At 63.4% G+C, this 15,616-nt stretch carries 12 protein-coding genes and 2 pseudogenes; 5 read left to right on the top strand and 9 right to left on the bottom strand.

Annotation, left to right across the window (positions count from 1 at the left end; genetic code table 11):
• The first annotated feature begins 804 nt into the window (after positions 1 to 804).
• Together ACFWPX_RS03385 and ACFWPX_RS03390 are read left to right on the top strand one after the other, a co-directional pair.
• A complete protein-coding gene (locus ACFWPX_RS03385) occupies positions 805 to 1,551 on the top strand; it encodes a helix-turn-helix domain-containing protein (protein ID WP_378925579.1) in 747 nt (248 codons plus the stop codon).
• An 871-nt stretch (positions 1,552 to 2,422) separates the two neighbouring features.
• On the top strand, positions 2,423 to 3,388 hold the full coding sequence (locus ACFWPX_RS03390; RefSeq protein ID WP_378925580.1) for a hypothetical protein: 966 nt from the start codon (positions 2,423 to 2,425) through the stop codon (positions 3,386 to 3,388).
• 272 nt (positions 3,389 to 3,660) lie between these two features.
• On the opposite strand, the pseudogene ACFWPX_RS03395 reads toward ACFWPX_RS03390, so the two are convergent.
• Positions 3,661 to 4,766: pseudogene (locus tag ACFWPX_RS03395) on the bottom strand (IS30 family transposase).
• A gap of 1,006 nt (positions 4,767 to 5,772) precedes the next feature.
• Here ACFWPX_RS03395 and ACFWPX_RS03400 point away from each other — a divergent pair.
• Both ACFWPX_RS03400 and ACFWPX_RS03405 read left to right on the top strand, forming a co-directional pair.
• Positions 5,773 to 6,195: a hypothetical protein gene (locus ACFWPX_RS03400; RefSeq protein WP_378925582.1), complete on the top strand. Its 423-nt coding sequence runs from the start codon at positions 5,773 to 5,775 to the stop codon at positions 6,193 to 6,195.
• A gap of 205 nt (positions 6,196 to 6,400) precedes the next feature.
• The gene (locus tag ACFWPX_RS03405) at positions 6,401 to 6,622 is read left to right on the top strand and encodes a hypothetical protein (RefSeq protein ID WP_378925584.1); all 222 of its coding nucleotides are present in this window, start codon (positions 6,401 to 6,403) and stop codon (positions 6,620 to 6,622) included.
• Between the two features lie 22 nt (positions 6,623 to 6,644).
• Here the strand turns inward: ACFWPX_RS03405 and ACFWPX_RS03410 are convergent, their stop codons facing one another.
• From ACFWPX_RS03410 to ACFWPX_RS03440, 7 genes and pseudogenes are all read right to left on the bottom strand, one after another.
• Positions 6,645 to 7,250: a TetR/AcrR family transcriptional regulator gene (locus ACFWPX_RS03410; protein WP_378925586.1), complete on the bottom strand. Its 606-nt coding sequence runs from the start codon at positions 7,248 to 7,250 to the stop codon at positions 6,645 to 6,647.
• 166 nt (positions 7,251 to 7,416) lie between these two features.
• Complete coding sequence (locus ACFWPX_RS03415; protein WP_378925588.1) at positions 7,417 to 7,998, bottom strand: ATP/GTP-binding protein; 582 nt, start codon at positions 7,996 to 7,998, stop codon at positions 7,417 to 7,419.
• Positions 7,979 to 8,359: a DUF742 domain-containing protein gene (locus tag ACFWPX_RS03420; RefSeq protein ID WP_378925590.1), complete on the bottom strand. Its 381-nt coding sequence runs from the start codon at positions 8,357 to 8,359 to the stop codon at positions 7,979 to 7,981. Before ACFWPX_RS03420 ends, ACFWPX_RS03415 begins: the two co-directional genes overlap by 20 nt.
• On the bottom strand, positions 8,356 to 8,793 hold the full coding sequence (locus ACFWPX_RS03425) for a roadblock/LC7 domain-containing protein (protein WP_378925592.1): 438 nt from the start codon (positions 8,791 to 8,793) through the stop codon (positions 8,356 to 8,358). Before ACFWPX_RS03425 ends, ACFWPX_RS03420 begins: the two co-directional genes overlap by 4 nt.
• Positions 8,794 to 8,809: 16 nt before the next feature.
• Entirely contained in the window at positions 8,810 to 10,279 is a 1,470-nt protein-coding gene (locus ACFWPX_RS03430) for a sensor histidine kinase (RefSeq protein ID WP_378926124.1), read from the bottom strand.
• 69 nt (positions 10,280 to 10,348) lie between these two features.
• Positions 10,349 to 10,876 (bottom strand): annotated as a pseudogene (locus tag ACFWPX_RS03435) (nitrate- and nitrite sensing domain-containing protein); the annotation flags it as partial.
• Between the two features lie 412 nt (positions 10,877 to 11,288).
• Positions 11,289 to 12,341 carry an alcohol dehydrogenase catalytic domain-containing protein gene (locus ACFWPX_RS03440; protein ID WP_378925594.1) on the bottom strand — a complete coding sequence of 351 codons (1,053 nt, stop codon included), beginning with the start codon at positions 12,339 to 12,341 and terminating at the stop codon, positions 11,289 to 11,291.
• A gap of 186 nt (positions 12,342 to 12,527) precedes the next feature.
• Between ACFWPX_RS03440 and ACFWPX_RS03445 the strand changes: the two genes are divergently transcribed.
• Positions 12,528 to 13,478 carry an alpha/beta hydrolase gene (locus ACFWPX_RS03445; protein WP_378925598.1) on the top strand — a complete coding sequence of 317 codons (951 nt, stop codon included), beginning with the start codon at positions 12,528 to 12,530 and terminating at the stop codon, positions 13,476 to 13,478.
• A gap of 86 nt (positions 13,479 to 13,564) precedes the next feature.
• Here ACFWPX_RS03445 and ACFWPX_RS03450 read toward each other — a convergent pair whose 3' ends face one another.
• Positions 13,565 to 15,388, bottom strand: a complete 1,824-nt coding sequence (locus ACFWPX_RS03450) for an acyl-CoA dehydrogenase (RefSeq protein ID WP_378925600.1) — start codon at positions 15,386 to 15,388, stop codon at positions 13,565 to 13,567.
• Between the last annotated feature and the right edge of the window lie 228 nt (positions 15,389 to 15,616).

Here is a 15,616-nt window from a genome sequence, read left to right on the forward strand (position 1 = left end):
TGCTGGCTCGACGAGCACCGGGGACTCTGTGTCGCCCGCGAGCGACTACTGTGCGTGTGGTCGGAGTGTTTCTGGGCATGAACGGTCGACCCTTTCTAGCCGAAGGGTGAAGCAGAGTTTTTGTGCCGCAGCGGGATTGGATCGGGGCGCGGCGTGAGTTCAGATCGTTGTCTGCCTGACACCGCCGGCCGGTGTTCGACCTGGCTCGGCGGTGTCGCTCGGCGAGAACGTCAGAGGAAGGTCAGTGCCAGGTAGAGGACCTGGTTGGCCAGGGCAGCCCCGTTGGCAAGTAGCGACAGTCCGGCGTTGATGTAGCTCACGATCACGATCGGATCCACAAGATTTCCTTTCTTGGATGGAATAACTTTCGATTTCCATCCAAGCCACAAAACCCAGCGTGACGCTAGTGCGTTAGCTAACCGCAAATTGGCCGTTCAAAAAATGAATACCTAAGAAATAGGGATCGAGCTGGGCTTTCGGTAATTAACCGTTCAAAAACTGATTCCTTTAAAACAACACAGAAGCTGCGACCGCTCGGACATGAACTTTCCTTCAAATGAAGTCGCATGCCGACGAGAGAGATGAACAGCGGCGTCCGCTAATGCCCCGTGATGAAAACTTGCCGGTTGGAACCCTCTCTGGTAAAACCGAACTCGTCATCCGGGGGGGAACCCGGTAGGCAAACCTACTCATTCTGTGATTTGCACCACACAAACTCCCTTGGGGGGAGCTATGCCAGAAGGAATTTCGCGACCACACCCACCTCTACAACGGCGACGCAGACGCGATCGAACTCGACCTCATGTGTCGATTCCGTCGCTGGGCACCACCTGCCGTTGGATCCGAGACGCCAATGATCTGACCCGCCACCAGGCAGCAAATATGCTCAGAATCAGCGTCTCTCATATCCAGCGCATCGAACGTGGAATCTCGATACCGCACAAAAACAGCCTGGAAGCGATCTCTCGCGGGTACCGCTTGGACCCAGCGATGATCGCGCACCTCAACGACCTCGCCGCCCCGCCGTGCCCCCTCGTTCCCGCCGCGCATCTGCGCGCCTACGTACTCGCTGACATCGCCCTAGCGCTGAACCTCGCACGGTTCCAGGCCCGCGGAATTCTTGCCGCATACACCGACCCGCTGTGGAACATACTGGCACGCAACGACCTATTCGCCGACCTCGTGACGGGCATCGACACCAGCGGATCGATTCCGTTGTGGTTGTTCAGCGAGCACAGCAAGACCGTGCTCATCGATCCTCAGAGCGAACGGACCTGGACGGTTGCCATGCTGAAAGGCGCCATGGGCCGCTACCGGGACACAGAACAGGCACAAGATCTCGTCCGTGCTCTGGCCCCGATCAGTGAGGTTCAGCGACTATGGGCAGCCAGCCTGAACGTGTCCCACGGCCGTGACTCGCGACGCCTTCTACACGCACGCGACACCAACCAGAACCCGCGCTCCTACCAGTTGGCCCTGACCGACAGCCTTCCCGCGCAACACATCCAACTCATTACTGCCATCCCGAACCCGTACTCCGAACCCAGATAGACCCAGGACTCGACCGATGTAACGACCACCAACTAACGCCCGCGCAGCCGTCATTCTGTGATCACTCACAAGGTGACGGCTGTGCTGGTTGTGCATGCATTAGCCACCGGAATTGCTGTCTAGGAGGAAAAGTGTTGGCGGACTCCGCCGATTTCGGGTTTCCTGGAAACGCGCGGCGCAGAACCGAGGGCATGCTCACCCGCTACGCTGAGGTCGCCGAAACGTTCGACACCGCATTCGACAGGCCGCGACTCCTCGAAGTCTCCACTTCGGTCGTGGAGGCCTTACTCACCAATGTTGGCCACGTCAGAGGCCCCTCGACCATGAGAACGGGGCGGATCGTGCTCTCGTGAATATTCGGGTTCGCCGGACACCGATGCAGACCAAACTGGCCCGAAACATCGGGCCAAAAGGCCGGACCGGCCGCGCAAGTGGCCCGACCCCTAACGGTGGTTTTCGTCGACCACCTGTCGACCACCGCTTCCGGAAGAATCATGCGCCACAGACGTCCATCTGCCATCCACGATACGCACGACCCGGCCGCGTACACACGTGGTTCTACGATTTCGTCTACGAATTGCACCCAGGAAAGGACGGGAACTGTTGGTTTGCCCTGGGTCAGGTGCGTGAAGGCGGTCGCCCATGAGAGGAAGACGCCTGCAAGATGGTGCCTCGTTGGTCGCGCAGGCTGCGGATGCTCTCCACTGACGAGTGGCCCGTGACACCGCCAAGACCTGGACATCACGATCAAAGGGCGAGCTCGCGCACCGATGTTCGACTTGCCCTGTCCGCGACTTCGAGAAACCTACTGGCCGAACGTTGTTGACACAGTCAGACGACGGAGAGCCGAAGCGCGGCATAGGATCTCACTATGACGGTGTCTCTACTGGCCGATTCAGCCACCGTTGCCGCATGGCCAGGCGGACTACTTGCGGCGCTCTGGGCGGTTGTCGGCGGAGTCATCCAGAGCGGCGTCGTCCTGCTCGAGTTCTTTCGTCGGAACAAGGCATGGCCCTGGGAGGGCCTTGTCGTCCGAGGCCCCGGCAGAATCGGGCCGTACGTGCTCGACATAGGACCCTACTTTCTCATGATGCTGCTTCAGATCGCGGCATCGGCCACGCTGATCGGTTTGACCGTCGCCGCACTTGGTCACGTTCCGTCGATCGCGGCACTGGTCGGCGGTGCTGCCTTGACGTTCGCACTCGGCAGGATCGCGCAGGCGGTGCCCACCTTTTCCGCGGAGGAAGACCGAGTCCGTCAGAATATTCTCAACGAGATAACTCCTCGCCGGGATATCGTCATCAATGTCTCGGAAGGTGGAACGGTCGACTCGATCTCGGGCCTGATACCGGACGCGGAAGCGGTCCGGGTCTCCGACTCGATGGAGAAGCAGGAGGCGATTCTGCGTGAGATGTACACTCAGGGCCTAGCCCAGGCCCGCAACAGTTTTCGCGTAAGTCTGACATTTGCGGTGATTGGCGCCCTGGTATTGCTGGCGGGGATCGCCCTCGCTATCTGGAACGCACCTGGCACCGGGGATCAATATGCCAGCATTGTGGCAACGACCGCTGGCATAGTCATCAACTTGACATCGTCGCTGTTCTTTATCCAGTCGAACCGCGCTCGCCGGAGCATGACAGAGCAAGCTGTACTGCTACGCGAAGAGAGCCGTGAGGACCGCCGATTGAGTGCCGCGCGTGAGCTTGTTGCGGCTGTCAGCGACGAGAGCCTGCGAGATGACGTGCGCGCGCGACTCGCCGTGATGCTTCTTTCCGCTCCTGTCCCACAAGAAGATAATTCCATAACCGCGGCCGCGACTGACCCAGCGAAAGAATAGCTTCGTTCGACCACCCGAGCCGCGGCAACTCCCAACCTGGCACAAGCCACCTCGCCTCCAGCCCGAAGAACCTCTCCGGGCGTGTGAAACGAATCCCGCTGAACCCGCCGAGGGCACCGTACTGGCTGGCCACTCCCGCGTCTTCGGCAGACCGTGGAGTTCACGAACGTGAGGTTCTGTGGGATTGGCCGATAACTGCCAGAATCTCCGAAAGCGAAACCCCTCCGACCCTGGGCGGATTCCAGGAGTCGTCGCAACACTCGTGGTGGTGTTTAGGCCGCGAGTAGCTTGGCCAAACGCTCGGCTGGGGTATCCCAGTCGAGCGTTTGGCGTGGGCGGCCGTTGAGTTCGGCGGCAATGGCGTCGAGATGTTCACGGGTATGCACCGACAAGTCGGTGCACTTGGGGAAGTACTGCCGCAGTAGGCCGTTCGTGTTCTCGTTCGAGCCGCGCTGCCAGGGACTGCCTGGATCGCAGAAGTAGACGGAATGTCGGTAGCGACGGTGAACAGGTGGTGCTCACCCAGCTCGCTGCCCTGGTCCCAGGTCAACGACCGCATCAAATGCGCAGGAAGTCGAGTGACCGTGTGTTGCAATGCATCTCGTACCAGCTCAGCGCTGCGGCCATGGGGTAGATGCATGAGCATCACATAGCGGGTGGAGCGTTCGACAAGGGTGCCGATCGCCGATCCGTTGTCCTTGCCCACGATCAAATCACCTTCCCAATGCCCGGACACGGCCCGGTCTTCGACCTCGGCGGGCCGGTCGCTGATCATGACCATCGGGTGGGTGAAACGAGGCCGCCGACAGGCGGCCCGCCGGCGCGGAACGCGCCGGGCGCGGCCGGTGCGTAGCGCTCGGGCCAGCTCGCGGCGCAGCTCGCCGCGGCCCTGCATATACAGGGCTTGATAGACGGTTTCGTGGACCACGTGCAGCTCCGGCCGGTCGGGAAAATGCGTGCGCACAGCCTGGCAGATCTGTTCTGGGCTCCACCGCTTATCGAGGTGGCGTTGGATGAATCGCCGCAGTTCGGGATACCGGCTGACCTTGCTCGGCTTGGGCCGGGGACGTCGTGCGTCGGCGCGAGACTGGGCCGCGTGTGGGCGGTAGGTGGCCTGTCCGGACGGGCTCACCGTGGCGTTGCGTGCGATCTCACGGCTGATCGTGGAGGGGCTACGGCTCAGCTCGGTCGCGATCTCGCGGACCCCGGCGTTCTCCCGCCGCCGATCGGCGATGTGGATGCGTTCGTCCTCGGTCAGATACCGCGACTTCGACCCGGCAGAGGCCGCCCGCTCGTTTCGAACGGGCAGCACTCTACGGTTGGGGTCGTCACGGCCGTTGCGCCACTCGCGCCCGGTGCGCTCGTGGACACCGACCATCTTCGATGCCGCTTTGTTTCCGTACCCTTGTTCCACAAGACGGAGATACTCCGCCCGTTCGGCCTGCAACTTCTTACGGCCCTGAGGTTTCCGATCCGCTCGGATCCGGAAGTCCATCGCAATCTCCCCTGAACTGGGGTGTTGCGACGATCCCTAGAACCCAAGCAGGTCAGAGTGGGTTTTCACTGTCGGGCTGACAAGATTTGAACCGGCGACCACTTGGCGCGCGTTCCAGTTTTCTAGACGCTACCCATAATGACCCAATAGGGCTCAGTACCAGGCTCTTTCACGAAACGACACTTCTCAACGATTCGCGTGAATTCGCATTGATTCCGGTCAAAAGTGTGGAGTTTCTGTGGGGGCAGCCGCTGAACGTCCGGTCGACGGGCTTATCCCCCGCTCGCGCGGGGAGCACAGGTGGGTCTCATCGGAGGTATCGGACCGGAAGGGCTCATCCCCGCTCGCGGGGGGAGCACTGCTGCCAGTGCCCGACCCACTGGATGCGGATGGGCTCATCCCCGCTCACGCGGGGAGCACGTCGTTCATCATGTAGGCGCGCAGGGCCGCTGGGGCTCATCCCCGCTCGCACGGGGAGCACCTGGGGGTCATCCGCATCTCGAAGGATTGCCAGGGCTCATCCCCGCTCGCGCGGGGAGCACCGTCGCACGATGACGACAATGCGGGGCCGCGACGGCCAGAGCGGCCGATCGAGGGTGGGAGTGTGTAGCTCGAGCGCGACGACGCCACCCACGCCAACGATGAAATGATCATCGAGCGGCTCGCATTCGCGGTCGGACTCCTCGGTGCGTGGAGCGACCGGGCCGCCGGGCTCGCCCTCATTATCGATCAGGCATGATCGGTCGACGAACGAGCACCCGGGCTCGCCCGCCTCAACATCGATCCGAACACTCGGATCAGGCTCATCGCCACCGACGTGGGTGTCGCGCCGTCGGGCATCTCGACAGCCGTTCCCACTCGATACGGAATCCTCCGAGCGAGTCTGGACATGAGAGGACGGGTCGATCCCCCCGGACCCGCCGACTTGGGGACGTGGGTACGTGCCGACCACGCTCCGGAATCGGGGGATGGAGCGGTCATCGCCTACAGACTCACCAACTCCTCGACGCCCGTCGTCGACGCCACCGATCTCGGGGCGATGATCGTCCTGGCCCATGCCCATAACCCAACTTCGCCACACGAAGACGCGACAGCGCTCGCACACCTCGATTCCCGCTCTGCCGAGGTACTGCGGGTGCTCTGCGACTTGCCCAGCCTCCGCAGTGCCGCAGTCGAACTCGGCATGCACCATTCGACGCTGCAGGCCAAGCATGAGAGTTTGACGCAACTCCTCGGCTACGACGTGCGCACGACCGCCGGGCGCATGCGCTACATCGCCGCGGAGTTCCTTCGCCGTCTGGGTGACTACTGAATTCGCTTCCGCTCGGGGTTTGCCGCGAGTCGCGGGCCGATCGGCCACCTTTTACCTTGACTCACCACAGAAGCTGGCTTCACTGGACCGTCGAATGCTATGAGGCCTCCGACCGTCCACGCCCCTTCACGCACAGGCCGAGCCGTTGGGCCCGAACACAACAGATACACACCGGACTTCGACCGGGAAACCTATCGGCGGCGCAATGTCATCGAACGTGCGGCACGAATACGTCGCGGAATGGGTGCATCTGATCAGCACGGTGCATCCGGACTGCGATACGGCCAGCGCTCGCATCCGGGTTCAAGCGGCACAGACGATGATGAACGACATCGCGTTCATGTCACCGTTGCGCGCACGCGCCGGTGCCGACACGACACTGCTCACCATCGGCGCGCGACTCCTGGCGATCGGCGACTCGTACTGAGCGCCGCGGGTGCCTCGGTGCGTCAGTCATCCGAATGCAGCGGCACCCTCGACAGTCCGTCCCAGCACAACCCGACCGTGATCTCGACCGCCGCTCGCTTCGTGATCGGCCGACCCGAGTCCAGCCATTCGCGCGCGGCCATCTGACTGGCACCGAGCAGACCGACCGCCAGTAGGCGCGCTCGGTGCGGATCGAGCCCGGAATCGTCGATGACGGCATCGGAAATGCATCCCACGCACTCGGCGATCGCGTTTCTGACCCGCCATTCGACCGATGGTTCGTTGCTGACGCCCGATTCGAAAATCAGCCGAAGGCCGGCCGGGTCCTCGTCGGCGAAGTCGAAGATGGCCTGCACCGCGGCGTGTACCCGCTGGTGATTGTCGCCCGAGGCCAACGCATGCCGCACGTCGCGTACCAGCGCATCGATATGCGATTGCAAGACCGTCAAGTAGAGCTCGAGTTTCCCCGAGAACAGTTCATAAAGCATGGGTTTGGTGAATCCGGCCCGCACCGAGACCTCTTCCATGCTGGTGCCGTGATAGCCGCGATTGCCGAAGACTTCGCTCGCGGCGAGGATGACATGTCGCCTGCGGGCTTCGCGACGGAGCATTGTCGGCGTGGCGTTCACGTTGTGGTCGTCAGACGTTCGCGGCAGAATTCGCGCAGCGCTGACAGTAAGGCCAACTGGAGCAGATCGAGATGACGAGTGCCGCACTCGACCCGCCACTCACCGCACTCACAGTCGCAGGGCGACGTGCCTTGCACTACTACGCGCGAGAGGGATTCGATATAGATCATCGCGCCATGAGATGTTCGATCAGGTGGATCAGGACCTGCTTGGCTGAATCCCGATCGCGGACGTCGCAGAGCACAACGGCGACCTCACTCGAAATGTCGAGTGCTTCACAGATTTCGAAATCGCTGTACACATCGGCGCCATCGAAACAGTTGACTGCGATGATGAACGGGATACCGCGTGACTCGAAGTAGTCGATCGCACCGAAGGAGTCTTCGAGACGTCGGGTATCGGCGAGCACGACCGCACCCAGCGCACCGACAGACAGTTCCTTCCACATGAACCAGAACCGGTCCTGCCCTGGTGTTCCGAACAGGTAGAGCACCAGGTGTTGACTCAGCGTGACCCGGCCGAAGTCCAAGGCGACCGTTGTCGTTGTCTTGGTTTCCACGCCGGTGAGATCGTCTACGACGGCGCCGAGGGCGGATAGCCGCTCCTCGGTGCGTAGTGGAGTGATCTCGCTGATCGTCGTGACGAATGTTGTTTTGCCGACACCGAATCCGCCCGCGATCAGGATCTTGACAGCATCGAGCGAGCTGAGTTCGGATCGGGCGACGACATCAGATTCTGCGAATACCATCGAGCACCGCCTGGAGAAGTTTCGGGTCCGGTCCACTCGATGGCGGAGCCGGTGATCGGAAGATGACATGCCCGGATTGGATCAGGTCGCTCACCAGCACCTTTACCGCCGCAAGCAGCAGGTCCAGGTGAGCCGCCAGCTCCGCGATGGACAGCGGTCTGCCGCGAGACAGTCGAACGATCTCGGCATACTCCCGGTCGAGACCGGTCAAGTCGCTCTCGGATCGCACCGCGACGACCAGCGTGAGAATGTCGAGCGTGTGCAGATCTCGACCAGCTCTGCCACGGGTAACGGCAAACGGCCGAACCAGTGCGCCCGGGTCGTCCGCGAACTCCCACTCTCGGCCACCGCGCTCGTTCACGATGTCGGGTGTACGCGCATGGTGTGTGACGGGATGCGCGGCGCGGCGCTCAATTGATCACGGACCTGCCCGACGATGACGTTCATTTCATAGGCGATCAGACCGAGATCGGCCTCGATCGCGGCGAGCAGAGCAAGACACGCACCGTGGCCGGCCTCGGTCACCAGGAGATAGCCCGCGGCGAGTTCGACGACGGTCTGCCGGGGCGCGCCCTTGTCGAAGCGACTGCCTACGCCACGAGCCAGGCTGTGCAGCGCGGAAGCCATCGCAGCCAGGTGCTCGCCGTCCTCACGACTGAGGGTGTGCGAGCGAGCGAGCGGCAGGCCGTCGGCGGAAAGGACCAAGGCGCGCTCGGAACCCGGCGTCCGGTCGACCAAGCCGTCGAGGATCCAATCCAGCGTGTTGTTGCCCTGGATTGTCACTTCGTTGTTCATTCTTCTGGACCATCCGTTACTGATCGGTTGGGGGTGGCGCGGAGTTGCGTGCTTGGAAAGTGCCGTGTTGGAAAGACGACATCGCGCGGCGAATCTCGTCTGCGGGGCGTCGACTTTCTACCGAAGGCACTTCGGCCGCACTGGGTGGCTCGTCCTCCAGCTGAAGTTGTGGTGCGAGGTGGGTTTGTTTCCGCCGCTTGGGCAGCGGGGCACGCAGATGCGCGCCATTGTTTGCCCTGTGCACGGTCGGTGCCGGCCATTCGATCGCCACCGAATCCGACTGCGCAGTGTCGGCACCGACGAGCTCCTCGTACGCCTCCCCCGGCCACGGAGGCAGCTGCGCAACATCGTGGCCGCGCGATACGGCCTCCGATGCGTGGCGCGCGCGAGTCCGCGGCATCAGAATCGGCTCTTCAGAGTGGTTTTCGGGCTCGACCGCCAGCAGATCGGTCGGAATCAAGATGATCGCTTTGACACCGCCATAGGCCGAGTCCTGCAGACTGACGGTAATGGCATGGCGCTTCGCCAGTCGGCTGACCACGAAGAGTCCGAGATGACGCTGTCCAGCCAGCGCCATCTGCTGGAAGTCCGGTGGCTCACTGAGCAGTTCGTTGAGCCGTTCGCGCTCGGCGAATCTGATTCCGAGGCCCTGATCCTCGACCTCGACGACCACACCGCGGCCCACTCGGTTCCCGTGCACAGAGACCAGAGACTGGGGCGGGGAAAAGAAGGTGGCGTTGTCGATCAGCTCTGCGAGCAGATGGATGAGGTCGGCGACCACGCCCCCGAGTACGTGCGCCTCCGGGAGGCGAATCGCGCTCACCCGGGTGAGATCGTTGGTCTCCGATACCGCACTGCGCACGACCTGTTCGAGCGCGACGGGTTGCCGCCATCGCCGCCCCGGCTGTTCGCCGCCGAGGATGAGCAGGTTTTCGGCGTTGCGCCGTGCCCGGGTCGCCAGATGGTCGAGCTGGAAGAGCAATTCGAGGTGCTCCGAATCCTGCTGTTTCGACTCGGCGACGTCGAGCACATCCAATTGACGGCGAACAAGAACCTGGCTTCGATGTGCGATGTCCAGGAAGACCTTGTTGAACCCGTCCCGCGTCCGCGCCTCTGCCGCGGCCGCGACCATCGCTGTCCGCTGCGCGGCTCCGAATGCCATGGCTACCTGACCTATTTCGTCATGCCCGGTGTCGAGCATCGTCGTCTCGGCCTCGACATCGACTTCCTCGCCATCGTGGAGCCGCTGCACAATCGATGGCAACGTCTCATTGGCCAACTCCAGACTTCGCGAACGCAGCGAACGCAACCGGCGGATCAGGCCATTGGCCATCCGCATCGCCAAGGCGAAGGCACCGATCGCGACCACTGCGATACCGATGCCCGCAGCAATCGGTCGGTTCATCGACCGATCGGCGGCTTCCGCGGCCTGCGCGTTGGCGAAATACACGTGATCCCTGAACAGGCCGATCAATTCGGTGTCCACCAACCGCTCGGCTGCTTGCCACTCGGCGTAAGGGACCTCGATTGTGCCGCGCTCGGCGAGCAGGTCCTCGGATCCCGTCGCAGTTCTCCATTCGGGGCTGTCGGCGAGCCGGGCCAGTCGCTGCCGGCCGTCGGCGGTGAGCCGTCCGGTGAGACCTTCGAGCTGGTGTCGATACCCGCCGACGAGCTGTGCGACGACACGGCGTTCCTCGGCAGAGAGCGATTCCCCACGTACTGTGCCTGCGGCAGCGAGGGCAACCGCGCGGGAATGCAGTTCCGCCATCTGGATCAGATCCGCCGCGGTGATCTCCTCCGCGGCGGTCAATGGATCCGGTACGGCCCTCGCCAGCCCTTCGAGGCCGGTGGCGAGGATGCCGGTGAGTCGCCGGTAGAAATCGTCGACTGAGCGAGAATCGGTGTGTCCGAGATCCACAGCCTGTCTGATACTCGATGTGCTCGCGGCTAGTTCGGCGATGTCCGGGGTGGAGCTGTCCACCCCGACCGGCGCCAGTCGCTGCAATTCCGGCGCCCGTCGGCCGATCTCCGCGAGCGCGGCATCTGTCCTGGTTCGCTGCGCCGTCAATCCGGCCGCCGACATCGAGTCGCCGTTCAGCGCAGCGAGGCTCAGTGATCGCTCGCCCTGGACCGCGACCGCGAACGCGACGAACGGATCGACCGCATCATTGAGCAGTTTCGACCACTGGGAAGCCGCTCGCGCGTCTTCGACGAGAACGGCAACCGTGATCGTCCCAGTGAAGAGTAGTGCCGCACAAGGAATGAGCGCGATCGCCAACACTCGTGTCCGTATTCCGGAACCGTGCCGCCGGACCCACGACCGCCGCACTCCCTGCCCTGTCGCGGTCGGAAATTCTACCGGGAAGCGCACGCCGTGGCCCTACCTTCAGAGGCGGTGTTCATGACGCGCGCCCACCCGCAACGACCGGTGGTTCCCCCTGAGGGCCGAACCATAGTGCGCTCCTGTCTCATTCGTAGTGGTCGTCCCTCGGTGGTCAGTCCGTGCGGATGAGGATCTTCGCGCCGATACCGTTGCGCAGCTTGTGGAGAGCGTCGACGATGCCGGTCAGCGGGATCTCCTCCACCCAGCCGGTGGTGTCGTAGAGGCCGTCGGCCATACCGGCGATAACCGCGTCGAATTCCTCCGGCTCATAGCCGACCGCTCCCACCATCTCGCCCTCCCCCATCGAGAGCAAGGTGGGATGGAATTGCATCGGGTGCTCGTGCAGCGCGGCGACGACAACGCGGCCACCGGCGACGAGGCTCATCAAGGCCGAGGTGATCGCAGCACCGGCTCCCGCCGCATCCACCGCGACATCCACGCCGGCACCATCGGTGAACTCGCTGATCACGGCAGCGAGGTCCTCGTTCACCGGATCCACGACCGTGGCACCCAGCGCGGCGACGATCGCCCGACGATCCGCGCTCGGCTCGGAAATGAGCACCTTCTCCACACCCAGCGCTTTGAACGCGAACCACGTACCGATACCGATCGGCCCCGCGCCCGCGATGAGTGCCGTACCGCCCGCCTCGACGCCACTGCGGGCGACCGCGTGCCAGCCGACCGCCATCGGCTCGACGAGCGCGCCCATCCGCAGGTCCACATTCTCGGGCAACAGGTGCAACGACGAGGCGTTCACTGTGGTGAACTCCGACAGACCACCGCCGGGCGCGTTGGCACCGAGCGCGCCCATCATCTTGCAGGAGAAACGCAAACCCTTACGGCACGCCACACACTCACCACAGGAAGCCACCAGCGGGAACACCGCGGCACGGTCGCCGACCTGCACATCCGTCACGCCCTCGCCGACCTCGACGACGGTCCCCGCGAACTCGTGGCCGAGGATCTGGGGCAACTTGGCACCGGTCAGCGGATGCGGCTCGTTCATATCCCACGGAATGGCTTCCGGGAAGAAATAGAAATGGAGGTCGGAGCCACAGATGCCGGCGAACGCGTTGCGCAACTTCACCTGACCGGGACCAGGGCTGGATTCCGGCACCTCCTCGACGCGGAGGTCTTCCTTGCCGTAGAACACAGCGGCCTTCATCGTTCTCCTTTGTTGTGGTCCAAGCGCTTTCAACGAGTATCTGCGCTTGCCCGCAGGTCCAGTACCCGCCAACCGTTGCCCTGTTGCCACTTCTTGCCCGCCAACTGGCGGATGTGGATCGCGACTCCCACGTCGAGAATTCAGAGACAGACCACAGTAGGTGGCGCACATATTCAAGGAGGAAGCGTGAGCCTAGCTATCGACCCGGAATTGGTGCCGTGGGTACCGGCCCTGCCGACGTTCGATTTCGCCGACCCGGTGGCAACGCGAGCCATGGTGAAGGAGATGACTCGCTCGATCGCGCGGGACCTTCCCGACACAATTCTGATTCGGAACTACACGGTGCCCGGCGACACTGACCGACCCGCGGTGAATATGCGCGTGTATTCCCCCACCGCACAGGTCAGCTCACTGCCCGCACTGGTCTACTTCCACGGCGGCGGATATGTCACGGGCGAGCCGGCGGACTACGACTCCGCGTTGACCGAACTGACCGCCGCGGTGGACGCGGTCGTGGTGTCGGTGGACTACCGACTCGCGCCCGAGAACCCGTTTCCCGCCGGCCTGCACGACTGCTACGCCGCGCTGCTCTGGACGGTGGACAACGCGGAAGAACTCCGCATCGACCCCGACTGGCTGGCCATCGGAGGGGAGAGCGCCGGAGGTGGACTGGCCGCCGCCGTCGCCTTGCTGAACCGGGATCGCGGTGGCCCTTCGCTGCGGCTGCAGTGGCTCGGAATCCCCGCCGTGGACCACCGCGGCGAGACGGAATCCATGACGACACTCACGGACACCCCGATGCTGGCCCGGGCCGCAGCCGTCAACGCCTGGAAGCACTACACAGCAGGCGGAACACTGGTCGACGGCGAGGACTGGACTCGATATGCCGCACCCGCCACCGCGACTGATCTGTCCGCGCTCCCGGCGGCGTATATCGAAGTAGGCCAATACGACCCGCTGCGGGACGAGGGCATCGAGTATGCCCGCCGCCTCGCACAAGCGGACGTGAGCACCGAGCTGCGCCTCTATCCCGGAGTATTCCACGGCGCGACCGCTGTTCGCGGTGTCAAGGTGGTCGAGCGAATCATCGCAGAGCAGCACGCCGCACTTCGCCGCGCACTGCACCCCGAGGGGTGAGTTGACCTGCGGGCCGCTGTCCAACGCACCGCCGCGAACTGGACACCGGCCCGCTCCCGGCACCGGCTGTGCCAGATGCCTCGGCGTCAGAACGCCGACTCGTCGAGAGTCATCACGCCGAGGTCGACGTCGGCGATGACGGTGCGCACCGTGCTGAGTCGAGGGAGCATGTTCCTGGCGAAGAAGGCTGCCGCCGCGACCTTTCCCTCGTAGAACGCGGTGCTACCCGCTGTGTCGATCGCGGCGAGCGCGACGGCGGCCTGGCGCATCAGCAGCCAGCCGATCAACAGGTCGCCGAAGGCGAGCAGAAACCGTACCGATACCAGCCCGATGCGATACAGCTCGGCAGGCTCTCGGTGCGCGGCCGACACGACGCCCATGAGGGTCGCGGTCATGGCCTCGATGTCCTCGAGCGCGGTAGCGAGGTAGGCGCGATCGGACGCCAGACGTACACCACCACAACTGCTTTCGACGAACTCTGCGATCTGACCGATCACATGGGCGAATGCTCCACTGCGGTCTCGCACGATCTTGCGGAAGAAGAAGTCCTGCGCCTGAACGGCGGTGGTGCCTTCATAGATCGAGTCGATCTTGATGTCACGCACATACTGCTCGATCGGATAGTCCTGCAGGTAGCCGGACCCGCCGAAGGTTTGCAGGGATTCGGTCAGGCACTGATAGGCGCGTTCGGATCCGACGCCTTTGACGACGGGCAGCAGCAGATGGTTGATGTGGAAGGCCAATTCGGCATCGGCACCCGACACCGCCCTCGCGATCCCGGCGTCCTGGTGCGCAGCCACATACAGATACAGCGCGCGCATGCCCTCGCTGTATGCCTTCTGCACCATCAGTCCCCGACGCACATCAGGATGGCGAATGATCGTCACCCGCGGCGCTTGCTTGTCCGCCGTTCTGGTCGCATCACTGCCCTGCACCCGGGTTTTCGCATACGCGAGCGCGTTGAGATAACCGGTCGACAACGTGGCAATCGCCTTGGTGCCGACCATCATCCGGGCGTACTCGATGACCTCGAACATCTGAGCTATCCCGCTGTGCGAGTCACCTACGAGCCAGCCGACCGCGGGAACGCCGTGCCCACCGAAGGTCAGCTCACAGGTCGCCGAGGCCTTGAGTCCCATCTTGGTCTCCAGGCCGGTCACGAAAACGCCGTTGCGGGTGCCCAATTCACCGGTGCCGGTGTCGAAGTGGAACTTCGGCACGACGAACAGCGACAGACCTTTCGTCCCCGGTCCGGCACCCGCGGGCCGCGCCAGAACCAGATGCAGGATGTTCTCCGAGAAGTCGGAGTCACCGCCGGTGATGAATCGTTTGACACCTTCGAGATGCCAGCTGCCGTCGCCCTGCCGGACCGCGGTGGTGCGGCACGCACCCACATCCGAACCGGCGTCCGATTCGGTCATCACCATGGTCCCGCCCCATTCACGCGTGGCAGCGATCTCGGCCCACCGCTGCTGGGCAGCATTGCCGAGGTCGTGCAGGATCTCGGCGTTCTGCGGCCCGCTGGTGTACACGAACGCCGCCGGCTGGGCCCCGAGGGACAGTTCCCAGATCGCCCATTTGACCACCGACGGTGCCACCGTGCCACAGACTTCTTCTTTCAGCCCGACTTTGTGCCAGCCCGCCTTCTGCCAGGCCAGTGTCGATCGGATGAACGACTCGGGCAGCGAGACCGCGTGCGTGGCCGCGTCGAACGTCGGCGGATTGCGGTCCGCGTCGGCGAACGACTCCGCGAGCGGACCTTCGGCCAGCCGCGCCGATTCGGCCAGCATCGCACGGATCGTGGGGGCATCCAGGTCGCCGAACTCGCCGGAGTCGAGAACGCCGTCGATCGCGAGCACCTCGAACAGGTTGAATTCGAGGTCACGAACATTGCTTTTGTAGTGGCCCACCTGGATGCCTCCGTATCCTGTGTCACGAGCGATCTAACGCTCCGGGTCGCTCGGCTCGGCTTCGGATCGCGAGCAGCGGTGCCGCTCTGAATTCGGTTGCGCCGCATCGCCTTCGTCGGGCGCCGGGGGGGGGGGGGGGCCCCCCCCCAACAAGAATTCGATAGAACACGCAAAAAAAAACACTAAAAAAAAAACCGAATCAAAAACAAAAAAAAAAAACACAAAAAA

The sequence above is a fragment of the Nocardia sp. NPDC058518 genome (genome assembly GCF_042719655.1).
Lineage (GTDB): Bacteria > Actinomycetota > Actinomycetes > Mycobacteriales > Mycobacteriaceae > Nocardia.

Excerpts from the sequence above, each read along its gene's own strand:
- ACFWPX_RS03390 (WP_378925580.1), top strand. The coding sequence starts at position 2,423 with ATGACGGTGTCTCTACTGGCCGATTCAGCCACCGTTGCCGCATGGCCA.
- ACFWPX_RS03400 (WP_378925582.1), top strand. The coding sequence starts at position 5,773 with ATGAGAGGACGGGTCGATCCCCCCGGACCCGCCGACTTGGGGACGTGG.
- ACFWPX_RS03405 (WP_378925584.1), top strand. The coding sequence starts at position 6,401 with ATGTCATCGAACGTGCGGCACGAATACGTCGCGGAATGGGTGCATCTG.
- ACFWPX_RS03415 (WP_378925588.1), bottom strand. The coding sequence starts at position 7,998 with ATGGTATTCGCAGAATCTGATGTCGTCGCCCGATCCGAACTCAGCTCG.
- ACFWPX_RS03425 (WP_378925592.1), bottom strand. The coding sequence starts at position 8,793 with ATGAACAACGAAGTGACAATCCAGGGCAACAACACGCTGGATTGGATC.
- ACFWPX_RS03440 (WP_378925594.1), bottom strand. The coding sequence starts at position 12,341 with ATGAAGGCCGCTGTGTTCTACGGCAAGGAAGACCTCCGCGTCGAGGAG.